Below are 13,101 nucleotides of genomic sequence, written 5' to 3' on the forward strand. Positions count from 1 at the left end.
CGACAAAAAGATCGATCAACCGATCAATCCAGAGGCAAAGCCCAACAAAACCTGGATGATTCCGCTGCGGGCCGTCGTCAGCTATCCGGAACGAGATCTGGCTGCGACGCGATCGTCACGTCCCGTCCGTCCTGCGCCGCACGGTCGGCTGACCGTAGGTAGAGCAGCGCCGTCAGGAAGTAGGCCAGCCCGATCACGATCACCGCAGCCGGTGAATGCCCGTTGGCCGGAAGGAGAATCGCGGTCACCACCGTCGCGCTGACGAAGGTGAGATTGAAGAGAGTGTCGTAGAGCGAGAAGACCCGGCCGCGGAATTCATCCGACACCTGCTGCTGCACCAGGGTGTCGACACAGATCTTCACGCCCTGCGCCACGAACCCCAATCCGAAGGCGGCGATGAGCAGCATCGGCATGGTGAACGGCAGCCCGAAGACCAACTGCAGCGCGCCGCCGAAGAAGAGCAGCGCGGCCGGCCACCGCACGTATCCGAGGTGCCGAGCGGCGACCGGAGTGACCACTGCGGCCAACCCGCCGCCGAGCGCCGTCGCGGCGACGACCTGAGCCAGCCCGGTGATGCCGGCCCGGAAGAATCCGTCGTCGGTGAAGTAGTTGCGATACAGCAGGAGCGTGCAGATCGTCGTTATTCCGTAGCAGAAACGCTGGACGCCGATCATCGTGAGGGCCCGTGCGACCGGTGGGTGCGAGGCGATATGTCGCGCACCGGCCACCAGGCCGGCCAGCACCATTCGCGGCGTCTCGCGCGCACTGCGTTGCACGTCATCCGGCCCGAGTGCCGTCCGCTCGAAACCATGGGCGGCTAGCGCCGACATGAGGTACGGCACCGTCGCCGCCACCGCCACGACGGCATAGGCCCCGTTGGTGTCGCCGATCCAATGGCGCACGCCGATCGCCGCCCCGCCTCCCACTGTTGTGGCGATCGCTCCCGCGGTAGTCGAGAACGCGTTGCCGGTGATCAGCTCAGCGTCGTCCACCACGTGCGGCAGCGACGCGGAGAGCGCGGAGAGGAAGAAGCGATTCACCGAGATGACGACGAGCGCACTGGCGAAGAACGGCTGCCCATGCACATCGGAGGCGATCTCGGCGGCCACCCCGACGATGCAGAGTGCCCGGACAACATTGGCGAAAACCAGCACCCGCTGCCGCCACCAACGGTCGAGCAGAACCCCGGCGAATGGGCCGACGAAGGAGTACGGGAGCAGGATCACCGCGAAGCCGGCCGCGACGTCGCGGGGAGTGGTCGCCCGATCAGGATTGAAGAGGACGGCGCCGGCCAGGGAGGCCTGAAAGACCCCGTCTCCGATCTGAGCGGAGAGCCGAGTTGTGAGCAGACGCTGGAAACCGGGTCGCTGGAACGCGGCTCGTAGGTGCCCGCGGTGACTCACCCCTGCAACGCTAGTGCTCATTCCGAGGTGCCGCCTTGGAGGGTGCAGGCGCATCTTCGACCCGGACCAGGCAAGATAGTCCCTGTGGCGGATGCAGAGGAGCCCTGGACCGGGCTGCTCCCTGCATCCGGACGCCTCCTGGTCGCCGCGCCGTCGCTGATCGAGTCCACCTTCAGCCGCACCGTCATCTTCCTGCTCGAGCACGACGGCGGAGGCACGGTGGGGGTAATCCTCAACCGCCCCTCGCGGACGCCGGTCGGGCAGGTGCTGCCGGACTGGCACGACGCCGTCAGCGATCCGGCGGTCGTCTTCACCGGCGGTCCGGTGCTTCCCGACGGCGCGCTCTGTATCGGCGCGCTGCGCGAGGCCGAGGCGGCCCTGCTCGGACGCGATAGCGTCCGGGTCGTCTCCGACGAGCTCGGCACGGTTGACCTCGACGCGGATGTCGAGCTGGTCAGCTCAGCCACCACCAAGCTGCGTGTCTTCGCCGGGCACGCCGGCTGGGCGCCGTCGCAGCTCGACGACGAACTCCGCGAGGGGTCGTGGTTCGTGGTCGAGGGCTCCCCCGACGACGTCTTCGCCGAGTCTCCGCAGACTCTCTGGCGGGACGTCCTGCGCCGCCAGGGGCCGCCGCTGAGTCTCGTATCCACGTATCCCTCCGAGGTCGGGCTCAACTGATCTGCCGCGAGAGCGAGTCAGGCGAACAGCGGCGGGAGGGCGAAGAGCATGATGACCGACCAGGTGACGTGGGTCAGCGCCGGAGCAAGCACTCCCCCGGACGCGCGGCGTTGTAGCGCGAGCACGAGCCCGAGGGTGACGGCGGCGAAGACCAGCATTGGGTTGCGCGTGGCGATGGTGACCAGCGCGTAGATGACCGTGGAGACGGCCACCGGATGGCGGCGGCCGATCGCGGCGAAGAGCGCGCCCCGGAAGAAGATCTCCTCGGCGACCCCGTTCAGGACCGTCACCACCAGCACCAGTGGCGTAGAGCCCTTCCGAGCGTGGGCCAGCACGTGCTCGGTGAGATCACGCAGCGCCGGGATTTCCCGGACGACCAATGCACCGACGACGAAGATCGCCGCGGCGACCAGGCCGACAACAATCGGAGTGATGATCGGGCGGCGTAGGTCGCCGCGCCAGTCGATCCAGCCGAGGTGCAGCGGGCCGGAGAGAAAGCCGCCGACGGTCCAGACGGCGGCCAGTAGCAGAGTGAGCGGATAGAAGGCGGCGCTTCCCGGCGCCGCGGCGAGCGAGAAGCCGAGGACGACGGCGCCGACGACCAGCGTCAGACCGACCACGACGCGGCGCCGCATGAACTCGCTATCGGGTTGGGTGTGGTCGCGCGGGACCCGCTCTACCAGCGCCGGACCGAGGAGGCGACGAACCGTCCGCTCAACTCCGGGCGCCCGACTGGTCACCGGCCGGCTTCCGCTCGTTCGGCTTCGGCTCGTTCGGCTTCGGCTCGTTCGGCTTCGGCTCGTTCGGCTTCGTCACGCTGGGCCAGGGCAAGTCGCACCGCTTCGTCGTACCCGATGCGCTCCCCGGGCACAACGTCGAGGATCGAGTCGTCGTGTACCACGACCTCGTTGCTCATCGAGTCGATGAGGTTCCGGGCGGTCGTCAGGTCGACGTCGGTGACGAGGGCGAGCCAGAGCGACGAGAGGGACGGGGTGAGCATCGGGACCCCGATCATCGGTAGCGGCCGGTGATTGCTCAGACGGGCCGCCCGCTGCAGCATGTCGGCGTAGCGCAGCACCTCCGGCCCGCCGATCTCGTAGACCTGCCCGGCGGCAGCCGGAACGTCGAGCACGCCGACCAGGTACCGGATCACGTCGAGGAGCGCGATCGGTTGGGTGCGCGTGTAGACCCAGCGCGGCGTGACCATCACCGGCAAGTGGGCCACCAGCTGTCGGGTGAGCTCCCAGGAGATTCCTCCGTGCCCGATCACGACGGCGGCCCGCAGCACGGTCACCGGTACACCGGCTTCGCCGAGGAGGTGCTCCACCTCTCGCCGGGAACGCAGGTGATCGGAGAGCTTCTCGTCGTCCGCGCCCAGACCGCCGAGGTAGATGATCTGCTGAACTCCCGCTTCGGCCGCCGCCGCACCGAAGGCCCGGGCCGCTGCGGCGTCGGTCTTCACGAAGTCCGCCGAGTCCAGCGAGTGCACCAGGTAGTAGGCCGCACTGACACCGTCCAGCGGGCCGGCCAGACTGGCCGGATCGCTGACGTCGCCGGCCACCGGCGCGCCGGCCCCGTGGTAGTCGTCCGGGTGGCGGGTCATCGCCCGCACCTCGTAACCTGCATCCTCCAGCGCGCCGGTCAAGTGCGAGCCGATGAACCCGGAGGCGCCGGTTACCAGCACACGGTTCGTAGGAGGTTTGGTCACGGCTGCAGCCTGCCCCGGTGGGCAGCCGCCCAAACGCGCCGCGCCGAGCTGGCCGAGCCCGACCGGCTAACTGAGACTGACCAGGGCTCGGACGTCCTCGATCGGCAGGTCACCCGACGCGACGTAGGCGGTCACCTCGGACTCCTGCAGTTGTGCCGCGCCGCCATAGATGGAGAGGAACGCGGTGTCCGCCGCGTCACGCCCGGTCGAGATGCGCAGCAGCGTCTCCCGCGGCGCCAGCAGCGTCGCGTCGACGACCCGCCACACGCCGTCGACCAGCGCTTCGGCGACCGCGTGGAAGTCCATCGGCTCCAAGCCGGGGGCATAGACGGCGACGAGCCGAGCCGGCACCTCCATCGCCCGCAGCAGCGCGACCACCAGGTGGGCGTAGTCGCGGCAGACGCCTTGGCGATGCAGCAGCGTATCCACCGCTCCGTCGGTCGGGCCGCTGCTGCCCGGAACGTAACTTAGTTGCGAGCCGACCCAGGACGAGACGGCCGCCAGCAACTCGGCCCGGGACTCGATCCCGCTGAACTCGGCCAACGCGATCGCGCCGAGCCGATCGGACTCGGCGTAGCGGGACGGGCGGATGTAAGTGATCTCGTCGGTGATGGTGGCACTGATCGGCTCCGAACGGCCGGTGGCGGTGGCGGTGTAGTCGAGCACCAGCCGTCCGGGCTTCGCATCCAGCAGGTGCACCCGTCCGACGTCGGCCAGATGCACCTCGCGGGCCTCGATCGCGGTTCCGCCGAGGGTGATCTCCAGGTCGTCGGTCACCCGGGCCTCGTCGGCCACCGCGACCTGCAGCATCATCCGCACCGGGTCGTAGACGTCCACCACCAGATGGGCGCCGACGATGCGGGTCAGGTCGGAACTCAGATCAGGCATTCATCCATACTGCGCTACCGGTGTTACGGCTGGTTACGGCAGTTCGTGACCGGAGGCGGCCAGTGCGGTGACCAGCATCTGACCGCAGAGATGCATGACCTCCTGACGGCTCACCTCTGGAGTGTCGAGCCAGCGCAGGCAGGTCGAGGTCAGGAAGGTCATCCACGAGCGGACGGCCAGTTCCGTGGCCGGTGACGGATTGTCGAGCCAGCTCAGGATCCGCTTGCTGTAGATGTCCTGGTTGTTGTCCAGCAGGGCCCGGGTCTCGGCATTGGCCGCGGCGAAGCGGTAGATGAGCCGGTAGGCGTGCGGGTGCTCCTCGACGTAGTCGAAGTAGGCATCCAGGGCGGCGGCGAGCCGGGCCGCCCCGCGCAGGGTCGGATCCTGCTCGGTCATGTGGGTCAGCCGCGCGCTCTCGGTGCGAGCCGCGGCGGCGATCAGCGCGGCCTTCCCCGGGAAGTAGTGGTAGACGAGGTTGCGAGAGATTCCGGCCGCCCGGGCCACGTCCTCAAGCGAGACGTCGCCCTTGGCCGGGTCACCGAAGAGGTCGATGGCGATGTCGACCAGTTGCTCTCGGCGCTGTTCGGGGGGAAGCCGGGCACCGGTGAGCCCCGGGGCTCGGCCCGCTGGAGGGAGGGAGTTGGACATTTGTCAGAGACGCTACTAGTTTCGGTGCCCCAGGCGCCATTGGAACGTCGTACAATAGCGCCCAACACGGAGAAATTGTCGCCCCTGCGTATCGGCGGGTGCGGCGCACGTGTGCCGGGAGGGGAGAGCATGACCGGGAGGGTCGCAAGTCCAGGAGAGGTGCTGCGTCCGATGGCGCGCAGATCGGGGTACGGGCGCGCCACGCCGCGGTTGGAGGAGGTGGCGGCCGACGTCTGGGCGTGGCTCTATCCGGTGCAGTGCCGGGGCGAGGCCAACGCCGGAATCGTGGTCGGTGCCGATTCGGCGCTGATCGTCGACACCCTGTGGGACGAGGTGCAGGCGCGCACGATGCTGGCGGCCATGCAGCCGATGTTGGGTGAGACCGCCCGGCTGACCGTGGTGAACACACATGCCGACGGCGACCACTGGTGGGGAAACGCGGCCATGCCAGAGGAGGCGACGATCGTCGCCAGCGCGGCCAGCCTGAGCGAGATGCGCTCGGAGGTGAGCGCCACCACGGCCGAGTGTCGACGCTTGCCGGATCGCAGCTTCACCGGACGGATGAATCTCGACGTGAGCGGAAGGCATGTGGAGATCATCGAGGTCGGTCCGGGGCACTCGGCCGGTGACGTGGTGGTGCACGTGGGTGACCGCGGCGTCGTCTTCGTCGGTGATCTGGTGTCGGTGGGGAGCACTCCGGTCGCCTGGCACGGCCCGATCAGTAACGTCATCGCGGCGCTCGACACGGTGCTGGGATGCGATCCGGTGGCGATCATCCCCGGTCACGGTCCGGTGGCCAGGCGCAGCGATGTGCTCGCGGCCCGCGATTACTGGTGCTGGGTGGCAAGCGAGTCGCAGCGGCTCTGCTCCGGCGGTCATGATCCGGTCCACGCCGCCCGTCTGATGAGCCGGTCGGAGCAGTTCGAACGGTGGCGGCTCTGGGATCAGCCCGAGCGCCTGGTCGGCAATGTGCTCACTGCTTATCGAGATCTGCGCCAGCCGCCGCTGAGTCTCGGCGCCTGAGCTGACCGAAGATTCGCCGGCTGGCGAGTGAGACGCCAAGAGGGGCGGACCAAGCGGTCCGCCCCTCTTCACGTCTTGCTCGTAATACGACCCGCTAGCTATGAGACTTAGCGCTCCACGGTTCCGGCGATGAAGTCGTCGACCGCGCGGCGAGCCTCGTCATCGTTGTACTGGACCGGTGGGGACTTCATGAAGTACGAGGAGGCCGAGAGGATCGGTCCACCGATGCCACGGTCGAGCGCGATCTTCGCAGCGCGCAGCGCGTCGATGATGACACCGGCCGAGTTCGGGGAGTCCCAGACCTCGAGCTTGTACTCCAGGCTCAGCGGCACGTCACCGAAGGCCTTGCCCTCCAGGCGGACGAAGGCCCACTTGCGGTCGTCCAGCCAGGCAACGTAGTCCGACGGGCCGATGTGCACGTTGTCGGCACCGAGGTCGCGATCGATCTGCGACGTGACCGACTGCGTCTTGGAGATCTTCTTCGACTCCAGACGGTCGCGCTCCAGCATGTTCTTGAAGTCCATGTTGCCGCCGACGTTCAGCTGCATCGTGCGCTGAACCTCGACGCCGCGGTCTTCGAAGAGCTTCGCCAGGACGCGGTGGGTGATGGTGGCACCGACCTGCGACTTGATGTCGTCACCGACGATCGGAACACCGGCGGCCTCGAACTTGGCGGCCCACTCCGGCGTGCCGGCGATGAAGACCGGAAGCGCGTTGACGAAGGCGACCTTGGCGTCGATGGCGCACTGGGCGTAGAACTTCGCGGCCTTCTCCGAACCGACCGGCAGGTAGCAGATCAGCACGTCGACCTTGGCTTCGCGAAGGGCGGCCACGATATCGACCGGCGCCTCGTCCGACTCCTCGATCGTCTCGCGGTAGTACTTGCCGAGACCGTCGAGGGTGTGGCCGCGCTGCACGGGAATGTCCAGTGGCGGGACGTCACAGATCTTGATGGTGTTGTTCTCGCTGGCGACGATCGCCTCGGAGAGGTCGCGGTTGACCTTCTTCGCGTCCACGTCGAACGCGGCGACGAAGTCGATGTCACTTACGTGGTACGGGCCGAACTTCACGTGCATCAGGCCGGGAACCTTGGCCGACGCATCGGCGTCCTTGTAGTAATGCACGCCCTGGACCAGGGATGCTGCACAGTTACCGACGCCAACAATGGCGACGCGAATTCTGCCGCCGGTCGCATTCTGCGAGACCATCAGCGGTCCTCCTTCGGGTTGGTGGTTCTCTGGGTTGATGTATTGCTGGTCTTCTCGTTTTCAATCAATTCGTTGAGCCAGCGAACCTCGCGGTCCACTGATTCCAGGCCGTGCTCCTGTAGTTCGAGCGTGTAGCGGTCCAGCCGCTCCCTGGTGCGAGCCAGGGCGCTCTTCATGCCGTCCCGCTGCTCCTCGACCCGACGGCGTCGACCCTCCAGGATCTGCATCCGGATGTCCGACCTCGTCTGGGCGAAGAACGCCAGCCGGGCTCCGAATCCCTCATCGTCGAAGGCGTCGGGTCCGACTTCACTCAGCAGTTCCGCCAGGCGTTCCTTGCCCTCCGCGGTGAGCATGTAGACGCGCTTGCCGCGTCGTGCCCGGCCGCCCGCGCCCGCCGTCGGCGTGACCTCTTCCTCGGTGGTCCAGCCGGCTTCGGAGAGCTTTCGCAGGGTTGGGTAGAGCGAACCGTAGGAGAACGCGCGAAACGTCCCCAGCAGGCCGGAGAGTCGCTTGCGAAGCTCGTATCCGTGCATCGGGCTCTCGTTCAAAAGGCCCAGGATCGCAATCTCCAGCAACTGACTCACCCCCATCGGTGCACTCATCCCCAGTGCCATCGCACCCGCCGGAGCGGGCATCAGGAGCGTCAGTGGATGTGTCGTCCCGATGTATCAGCGCGATAGCTTGATGTATCAGCACGATACATCAGCCCGAGACGCCAGGTAACCACCCGTTGGCTATGAGATGAACAACAGGGGTGATTCCGGTCGGATTGGGCTGCGGCACCCCGACACTGCCCCGGTGAACGTCGGTTTGCGGTGCCGGATCGACGTTTCGCGGGGCAGAGTGAACTCCGGGCGGGGGCGCGCTACTCGCTGAATGCCTGCCGGACGCTCTGAATCGCGGCGTTGATGTCAGTTCCGGTGTTCTTCTCGGTCGTTGCCCGAGCCTCGACGCGGGCGTCCTTGGGCAGGATGGGGAAGATTCCCGGCGGCGGTGCGATCTCGACGTCCATGCCGGCCGAGATGTACAGCCCGCCCATTCCGCTCCATAGCAGCGCCGAGAGGTATTCGGAGAGCTCGTCGCGCGACATGGAATCGCGGTGTTCCAGCCACCAGTCCCCGGCGCTGCGGATGAAGCCGACGATTGCCACGCCCCAGGGGCGGGCTCGGATCGGGTCCAGTCCGCTGGTCTTCATGTAGAAGGCGATCTGCATGCTCACCAGCTCGCCGATGATGCTCGGGTAGTCGAGGACCCGGCGTCGCTCGTCGCGCGGCGAGAGGGCCTCGCTGTTCTGGGCGACCCGCATCATCACGAAGCGGTACACCTCGGGCCGTTCGTCGATCTCGGTGAGGAATGCGCTGACACCGGCGGCCAGCGTGTCGCGGGGCAGGGTAACCCCCTCCAGGGCCGCCACCAGACCCTCGATGAGGTGGGTCGCCGCCTGCTCGGCGACGGCCTGGTGGAGGTCGGCCTTGTCGCTGAAGTAGCGATAGATCACAGTCTTGCTGGTCTTGGCGGTGGCCGCGATCTGGTCCATGCCGACGTTCGCGCCGTACTCGATGACGGCTTCGGTGGCCGCGTCGATCAGCTCCGACCGCCGCGCCTTGCGATGTTCGGCCCAGCGCTCACGGCGTCCGTCCGTTCGTGTCGCCCCGTGTTTCTTGGAGGATTCAGCAGTTGGACGCTCGCCCGTGCCGCGGCGCACACTGGACGCGGCAACCTCCACGACCTCGTTGGCGGTGCCGACTGCCGTGCCCACTGTGTGGCCAACGACATTGGCGACGCCATCCTGAACTGCTTCGACTATTGCCGCGGCGGGACCCGACGTTGGACGCTTCATGTGTCTCAAGGTAGCCGATACTGGCAAACTCAAGTATGTTACCCCCCAGTAACTCTAAAAATTAGCGTGCAAGGGAAGGACCAGTCGTGGCCACAGCAAAACCGCGAAGGGCCGCCATCGTCGGCGGCAATCGCATTCCGTTCGCCCGGTCGAACGGACCGTATTCACACGCGTCGAACCAGGACATGCTCACCGCCACCATCGACGGTCTGGTCGCGCGCTACGGGTTGCAGGGAGAGCGTCTGGGCGAGGTCGCGGCGGGCGCGGTGCTCAAGCACGCACGCGACTTCAACCTCACCCGCGAATGCGTCCTCGGCTCGAAGCTGAGCCCACAGACCCCGGCCTACGACGTGCAGCAGGCCTGCGGCACCGGGCTGGAGACGGCGATTCTGGTCGCCAACAAGATCCGCCTCGGCCAGATCGACTCGGGCATCGCCGGCGGCACCGACACCACCTCGGACGCGCCGCTCGCGGTCTCGGACGATCTGCGCAAGACGCTGCTCGACGCGAACCGGGCCAAGGGCGTTCCGGCTCAGCTGAAGACTCTGCTCAGCGTGCGTCCGGCCCACCTCGCGCCGGAGCGCCCGGAGAACTCCGAACCCCGCACCGGGTTGTCGATGGGCGAGCACGCTGCCATCACGGCCGAGCAGTGGGGCATCACCCGCGAGGCGCAGGACCAGTTGACGGTGGAGAGCCACCAGAAGCTGGCCGCCGCCTATGACCGCGGCTTCTTCGACGACCTCATCACGCCGTTCCGCAAGCTGTCCAAGGACAACAACCTTCGCGGCGACTCGACGATCGAGAAGCTGGCCAAGCTCAAGCCGGTCTTCGGCAAGGGACTGGACCACCCGACGATGACGGCGGCGAACTCCACGCCCCTCACCGACGGCGCCTCGGCGGTGCTCCTCTCCACCGACGAGTGGGCCGCCGAGCACAAGCTGCCGGTCTGGGCCTACCTCACCGACGCCGAGACCTCGGCGCTGGACTACGTCCACGGCGACATCAAGGACGACGGCCTGCTGATGGCGCCGATCTACGCGGTGCCACGTCTGCTGGCCCGCAACGGGCTCACCCTGCAGGACTTCGACTTCTACGAGATTCATGAGGCGTTCGCCTCTGTCGTGCTGGTCAACTTTGCCGCCTGGGAGGACCCGGCGTTCTGCAAGGAGCGCCTCGGCCTGGACGCGCCGCTCGGCGCGATCGACCGCAGCAAGCTGAATGTCAACGGATCATCACTGGCCGCCGGTCACCCGTTTGCGGCAACCGGTGGGCGCATCGTCGCGTCGCTGGCCAAGCAACTTCACGAAGCCGGCCCGGGCAAGCGGGGCCTCATCTCAATCTGTGCAGCAGGCGGCCAGGGTGTCGTCGCGATTCTGGAGAGTGCAGCCAAATGAGTGACAAGTACCAGGAGATAGTCAGCGGCGGCGTGGGCAAGACGGTCGCCACCAAGCTCGGCCTGCCCCGCCCGGCCATCCTGCGCCGCTACAAGGCTGGAGCGCCGCTGGTCAACGGGCCGGTGCTGGTCGGTTCGATCGGCGAGGGCGTCAAGGAACTCAGCGACATCCTGCGCGATGCCGGTGCCGAAGTGCAGACCGAGGACTCCGACGCCGCCAAGTGGGGCGGACTCGTCCTCGATGCCACCGGTGCCGAGTCGCCGGCCGACCTGGCCGGGCTGCAGTCGTTCTTCGGCGGTGCGCTGCGACGCCTCAAGGGCGGTGGCCGGGTGATCGTGCTCGGTCGAGTTCCCGATGGTGAGAACCCGGTACGCGACGCCGCCCGTCACGGCCTGGACGGGTTCATCCGCTCACTGGCCAAGGAGGTGCGAGGCGGTGCCACGGCCAACCTCGTGCTGCTGGACGGAGAGGCCTCGCCGGAGTCGGCGCTGCGCTTCTTCCTCTCCGGCCGTTCGGCCTACGTCGACGGCCAGGTGGTGCGCGTCGGATCCGGTGCCGCGCCGGCGCCGGCCGACTGGAACCAGCCGCTGGCCGGCAAGATCGCCGTCGTGACCGGTGCCGCCCGCGGTATCGGGGCGGCGATCGCCGAGGTGCTGGCCCGCGATGGGGCCACCGTTATCTGTGCCGACCTCCCGTCGGCCGGTGACAACCTGGCCAAGGTCGCCAACAAGGTTGGGGGGACCACGCTGCAGTTGGACATCTCCGCGCCCGATGCGGCGGAGAAGATGCTGGAACTGGCCAAGGAGCGCTACGGCAAGCTCGACATCGTCATCCACAATGCCGGCATCACCCGCGACAAGCTGCTGGCCAACATGAAGCCTGAGGTCTGGTCGTCGGTGATCGCGGTCAACCTGGAGTCGCAGCTGCGGGTCAACGCGGCGCTGCTGGCCAGCGACGTCTTCAGCGACGACGGACGCATCGTCTGCCTCGCCTCGACCAGTGGCATCGCCGGCAACCGCGGCCAGACGAACTACGCGGCCAGCAAGGCGGGCGTCATCGGGATGGTCCGCTCCTTCGCTCCGGCCTTCGCCCAGACCGGCGCCACCATCAACGCCATCGCACCGGGCTTCATCGACACCGACATGACGCACGCGATCCCCTTTGCGACGCGGGAGGTCGCTCGGCGTCTGAATGCCCTGCAGCAGGCCGGACTTCCGGTCGACGTGGCCGAGACGGCCGCCTGGTTCGCATCGTCTTCGGCCGGTGGCGTAAACGGTCAGGTGCTGCGCGTCTGCGGTCAGAACCTGGTCGGGGCCTGAGGTGACCGCTTCGGTCAAGAACGAGACGTCGCTCCCGCCGAAGATCCGGGCGCTCAGCGCGCCACCGAAGATGGGGCCGCTCTTCCTGCGGGCGGCCCTCGGCGCCCGCGGGCCGCACGGCAAGACGACGCCATCCACGGTCTTCACGCTGAACGACCAGAAGATCGACGCCGCTCACCTCGCGGCATACCAAAGCGTCTGCGGGTTCGGTGGACGGGACGAGTTGCCGGTCACCTATCTACATGTGCTGGCCTTTCCGCTGCAGATGTCGCTGATGGTCGAGCCGGAGTTCCCGTTCCCGGCGCCGGGCACGGTGCACGTCAACAACACGATCAGCCAGCTTCGCCCGGTCACCCTGGACGAGGTGGTGAACCTGCGGGTGCATGCGGAGAACCTCCGACCGCACGACTCGGGTCGCCAGATCGATCTCGTCTCGCAGGCGTTCGTCGGTGACGAGCTGGTCTGGACCGATCGCAGCACCTACCTGCGGCGTGGCAAGCCGAGCGGTTCAGCTGGCGAGAAGTCGGCTGGTGAAAAGTCGGCTGGTGAAAAGTCGGAAGCCAAGCCGAAGGTGCGTCCGGTCGAGCAGTTGCCGGGCGGAGTCGCGGCACTGATCAAGGTCCCCGGCGACATCGGCCGCAAGTACGCGGGCGTCTCGGGAGATAGCAACCCGATTCATCTGCACAACCTCACGGCCAAGGCCTTCGGGTTCAAGGGTGCGATCGCCCACGGCATGTGGCTCAAGGCCCGCACGATTGCCTCGCTCGAGGGACGCTTGCCCGACAGCTTCACGGTGGATGTCGCCTTCAAGACACCGGTCTTCCTGCCGTCCCGAGTCGCCCTACGCTCCGAGCAGCATCGGTCGGCCGGCGCGAGCCGCACGTCGTTGGATGTGCGTAATGCCAAGAGTGGGAAACCGCACCTCAGCGGAACGGTCTATTAACTGGCGGTAATTGCCGAAAAACACGGCAACGTACCACGAGAGCCAGCCT

General features: G+C 67.3%; 13 protein-coding genes. 5 read left to right on the forward strand and 8 right to left on the reverse strand.

Annotation, left to right across the window (positions count from 1 at the left end):
• Positions 1–77: 77 nt before the first annotated feature.
• The gene (locus tag CPH63_RS04050) at positions 78–1,403 is read right to left on the reverse strand and encodes an MFS transporter (protein ID WP_197704563.1); all 1,326 of its coding nucleotides are present in this window, start codon (positions 1,401–1,403) and stop codon (positions 78–80) included.
• Positions 1,404–1,487: 84 nt separating this feature from the next.
• On the opposite strand from CPH63_RS04050, the gene CPH63_RS04055 reads away from it, so the two are divergent.
• Complete coding sequence (locus CPH63_RS04055) at positions 1,488–2,081, forward strand: YqgE/AlgH family protein (protein WP_197704564.1); 594 nt, start codon at positions 1,488–1,490, stop codon at positions 2,079–2,081.
• A gap of 17 nt (positions 2,082–2,098) precedes the next feature.
• Here CPH63_RS04055 and CPH63_RS04060 read toward each other — a convergent pair whose 3' ends face one another.
• The 4 genes from CPH63_RS04060 to CPH63_RS04075 all read right to left on the reverse strand — a co-directional run bounded on the left by CPH63_RS04060 (position 2,099) and on the right by CPH63_RS04075 (position 5,325).
• Positions 2,099–2,821 carry a CPBP family intramembrane glutamic endopeptidase gene (locus tag CPH63_RS04060; protein WP_197704565.1) on the reverse strand — a complete coding sequence of 241 codons (723 nt, stop codon included), beginning with the start codon at positions 2,819–2,821 and terminating at the stop codon, positions 2,099–2,101.
• A complete protein-coding gene (locus CPH63_RS04065; RefSeq protein WP_096301683.1) occupies positions 2,818–3,789 on the reverse strand; it encodes an NAD(P)H-binding protein in 972 nt (323 codons plus the stop codon). Before CPH63_RS04065 ends, CPH63_RS04060 begins: the two co-directional genes overlap by 4 nt.
• 66 nt (positions 3,790–3,855) lie before the next feature.
• The gene (locus CPH63_RS04070; protein WP_241895803.1) at positions 3,856–4,677 is read right to left on the reverse strand and encodes a transglutaminase family protein; all 822 of its coding nucleotides are present in this window, start codon (positions 4,675–4,677) and stop codon (positions 3,856–3,858) included.
• A 33-nt stretch (positions 4,678–4,710) separates the two neighbouring features.
• Positions 4,711–5,325 (reverse strand): TetR/AcrR family transcriptional regulator, encoded by a 615-nt coding sequence (locus CPH63_RS04075; protein ID WP_096301684.1) that lies wholly within the window; start codon positions 5,323–5,325, stop codon positions 4,711–4,713.
• Between the two features lie 129 nt (positions 5,326–5,454).
• On the opposite strand from CPH63_RS04075, the gene CPH63_RS04080 reads away from it, so the two are divergent.
• Positions 5,455–6,348 carry an MBL fold metallo-hydrolase gene (locus CPH63_RS04080; protein WP_096301685.1) on the forward strand — a complete coding sequence of 298 codons (894 nt, stop codon included), beginning with the start codon at positions 5,455–5,457 and terminating at the stop codon, positions 6,346–6,348.
• Positions 6,349–6,455: 107 nt separating this feature from the next.
• On the opposite strand, the gene CPH63_RS04085 is transcribed toward CPH63_RS04080, so the two are convergent.
• The 3 genes from CPH63_RS04085 to CPH63_RS04095 all read right to left on the reverse strand — a co-directional run bounded on the left by CPH63_RS04085 (position 6,456) and on the right by CPH63_RS04095 (position 9,396).
• Positions 6,456–7,556, reverse strand: coding sequence for an inositol-3-phosphate synthase (locus tag CPH63_RS04085; RefSeq protein WP_096301686.1), 1,101 nt, complete (start codon positions 7,554–7,556; stop codon positions 6,456–6,458).
• Positions 7,556–8,191 (reverse strand): PadR family transcriptional regulator, encoded by a 636-nt coding sequence (locus tag CPH63_RS04090; protein ID WP_241895806.1) that lies wholly within the window; start codon positions 8,189–8,191, stop codon positions 7,556–7,558. The genes CPH63_RS04085 and CPH63_RS04090 overlap by 1 nt, the downstream gene beginning before the upstream one ends.
• Before the next feature lie 230 nt (positions 8,192–8,421).
• Positions 8,422–9,396: a TetR family transcriptional regulator gene (locus CPH63_RS04095; protein ID WP_096301687.1), complete on the reverse strand. Its 975-nt coding sequence runs from the start codon at positions 9,394–9,396 to the stop codon at positions 8,422–8,424.
• A gap of 86 nt (positions 9,397–9,482) precedes the next feature.
• Here CPH63_RS04095 and CPH63_RS04100 point away from each other — a divergent pair, with 86 nt between their 5' ends.
• From CPH63_RS04100 to CPH63_RS23620, 3 genes are read left to right on the forward strand one after another with little or no spacing between them, the layout of a single operon-like run.
• A complete protein-coding gene (locus CPH63_RS04100) occupies positions 9,483–10,790 on the forward strand; it encodes an acetyl-CoA C-acetyltransferase (protein WP_096301688.1) in 1,308 nt (435 codons plus the stop codon).
• The gene (locus tag CPH63_RS04105) at positions 10,787–12,109 is read left to right on the forward strand and encodes a 3-oxoacyl-ACP reductase (protein WP_096301689.1); all 1,323 of its coding nucleotides are present in this window, start codon (positions 10,787–10,789) and stop codon (positions 12,107–12,109) included. Before CPH63_RS04100 ends, CPH63_RS04105 begins: the two co-directional genes overlap by 4 nt.
• A 1-nt stretch (position 12,110) precedes the next feature.
• Complete coding sequence (locus CPH63_RS23620) at positions 12,111–13,052, forward strand: MaoC/PaaZ C-terminal domain-containing protein (RefSeq protein WP_197704566.1); 942 nt, start codon at positions 12,111–12,113, stop codon at positions 13,050–13,052.
• The last annotated feature ends 49 nt before the right edge of the window (positions 13,053–13,101 follow it).

The organism is Jatrophihabitans sp. GAS493 (genome assembly GCF_900230215.1).
GTDB lineage: Bacteria > Actinomycetota > Actinomycetes > Mycobacteriales > Jatrophihabitantaceae > MT45.

Coding starts and splice junctions, on each gene's coding strand:
- CPH63_RS04075 (WP_096301684.1), bottom strand. CDS start 5,325: ATGTCCAACTCCCTCCCTCCAGCGGGCCGAGCCCCGGGGCTCACCGGT.
- CPH63_RS04090 (WP_241895806.1), bottom strand. CDS start 8,191: ATGCCCGCTCCGGCGGGTGCGATGGCACTGGGGATGAGTGCACCGATG.
- CPH63_RS04070 (WP_241895803.1), bottom strand. CDS start 4,677: ATGCCTGATCTGAGTTCCGACCTGACCCGCATCGTCGGCGCCCATCTG.
- CPH63_RS04105 (WP_096301689.1), top strand. CDS start 10,787: ATGAGTGACAAGTACCAGGAGATAGTCAGCGGCGGCGTGGGCAAGACG.
- CPH63_RS04085 (WP_096301686.1), bottom strand. CDS start 7,556: ATGGTCTCGCAGAATGCGACCGGCGGCAGAATTCGCGTCGCCATTGTT.
- CPH63_RS04095 (WP_096301687.1), bottom strand. CDS start 9,396: ATGAAGCGTCCAACGTCGGGTCCCGCCGCGGCAATAGTCGAAGCAGTT.
- CPH63_RS04080 (WP_096301685.1), top strand. CDS start 5,455: ATGACCGGGAGGGTCGCAAGTCCAGGAGAGGTGCTGCGTCCGATGGCG.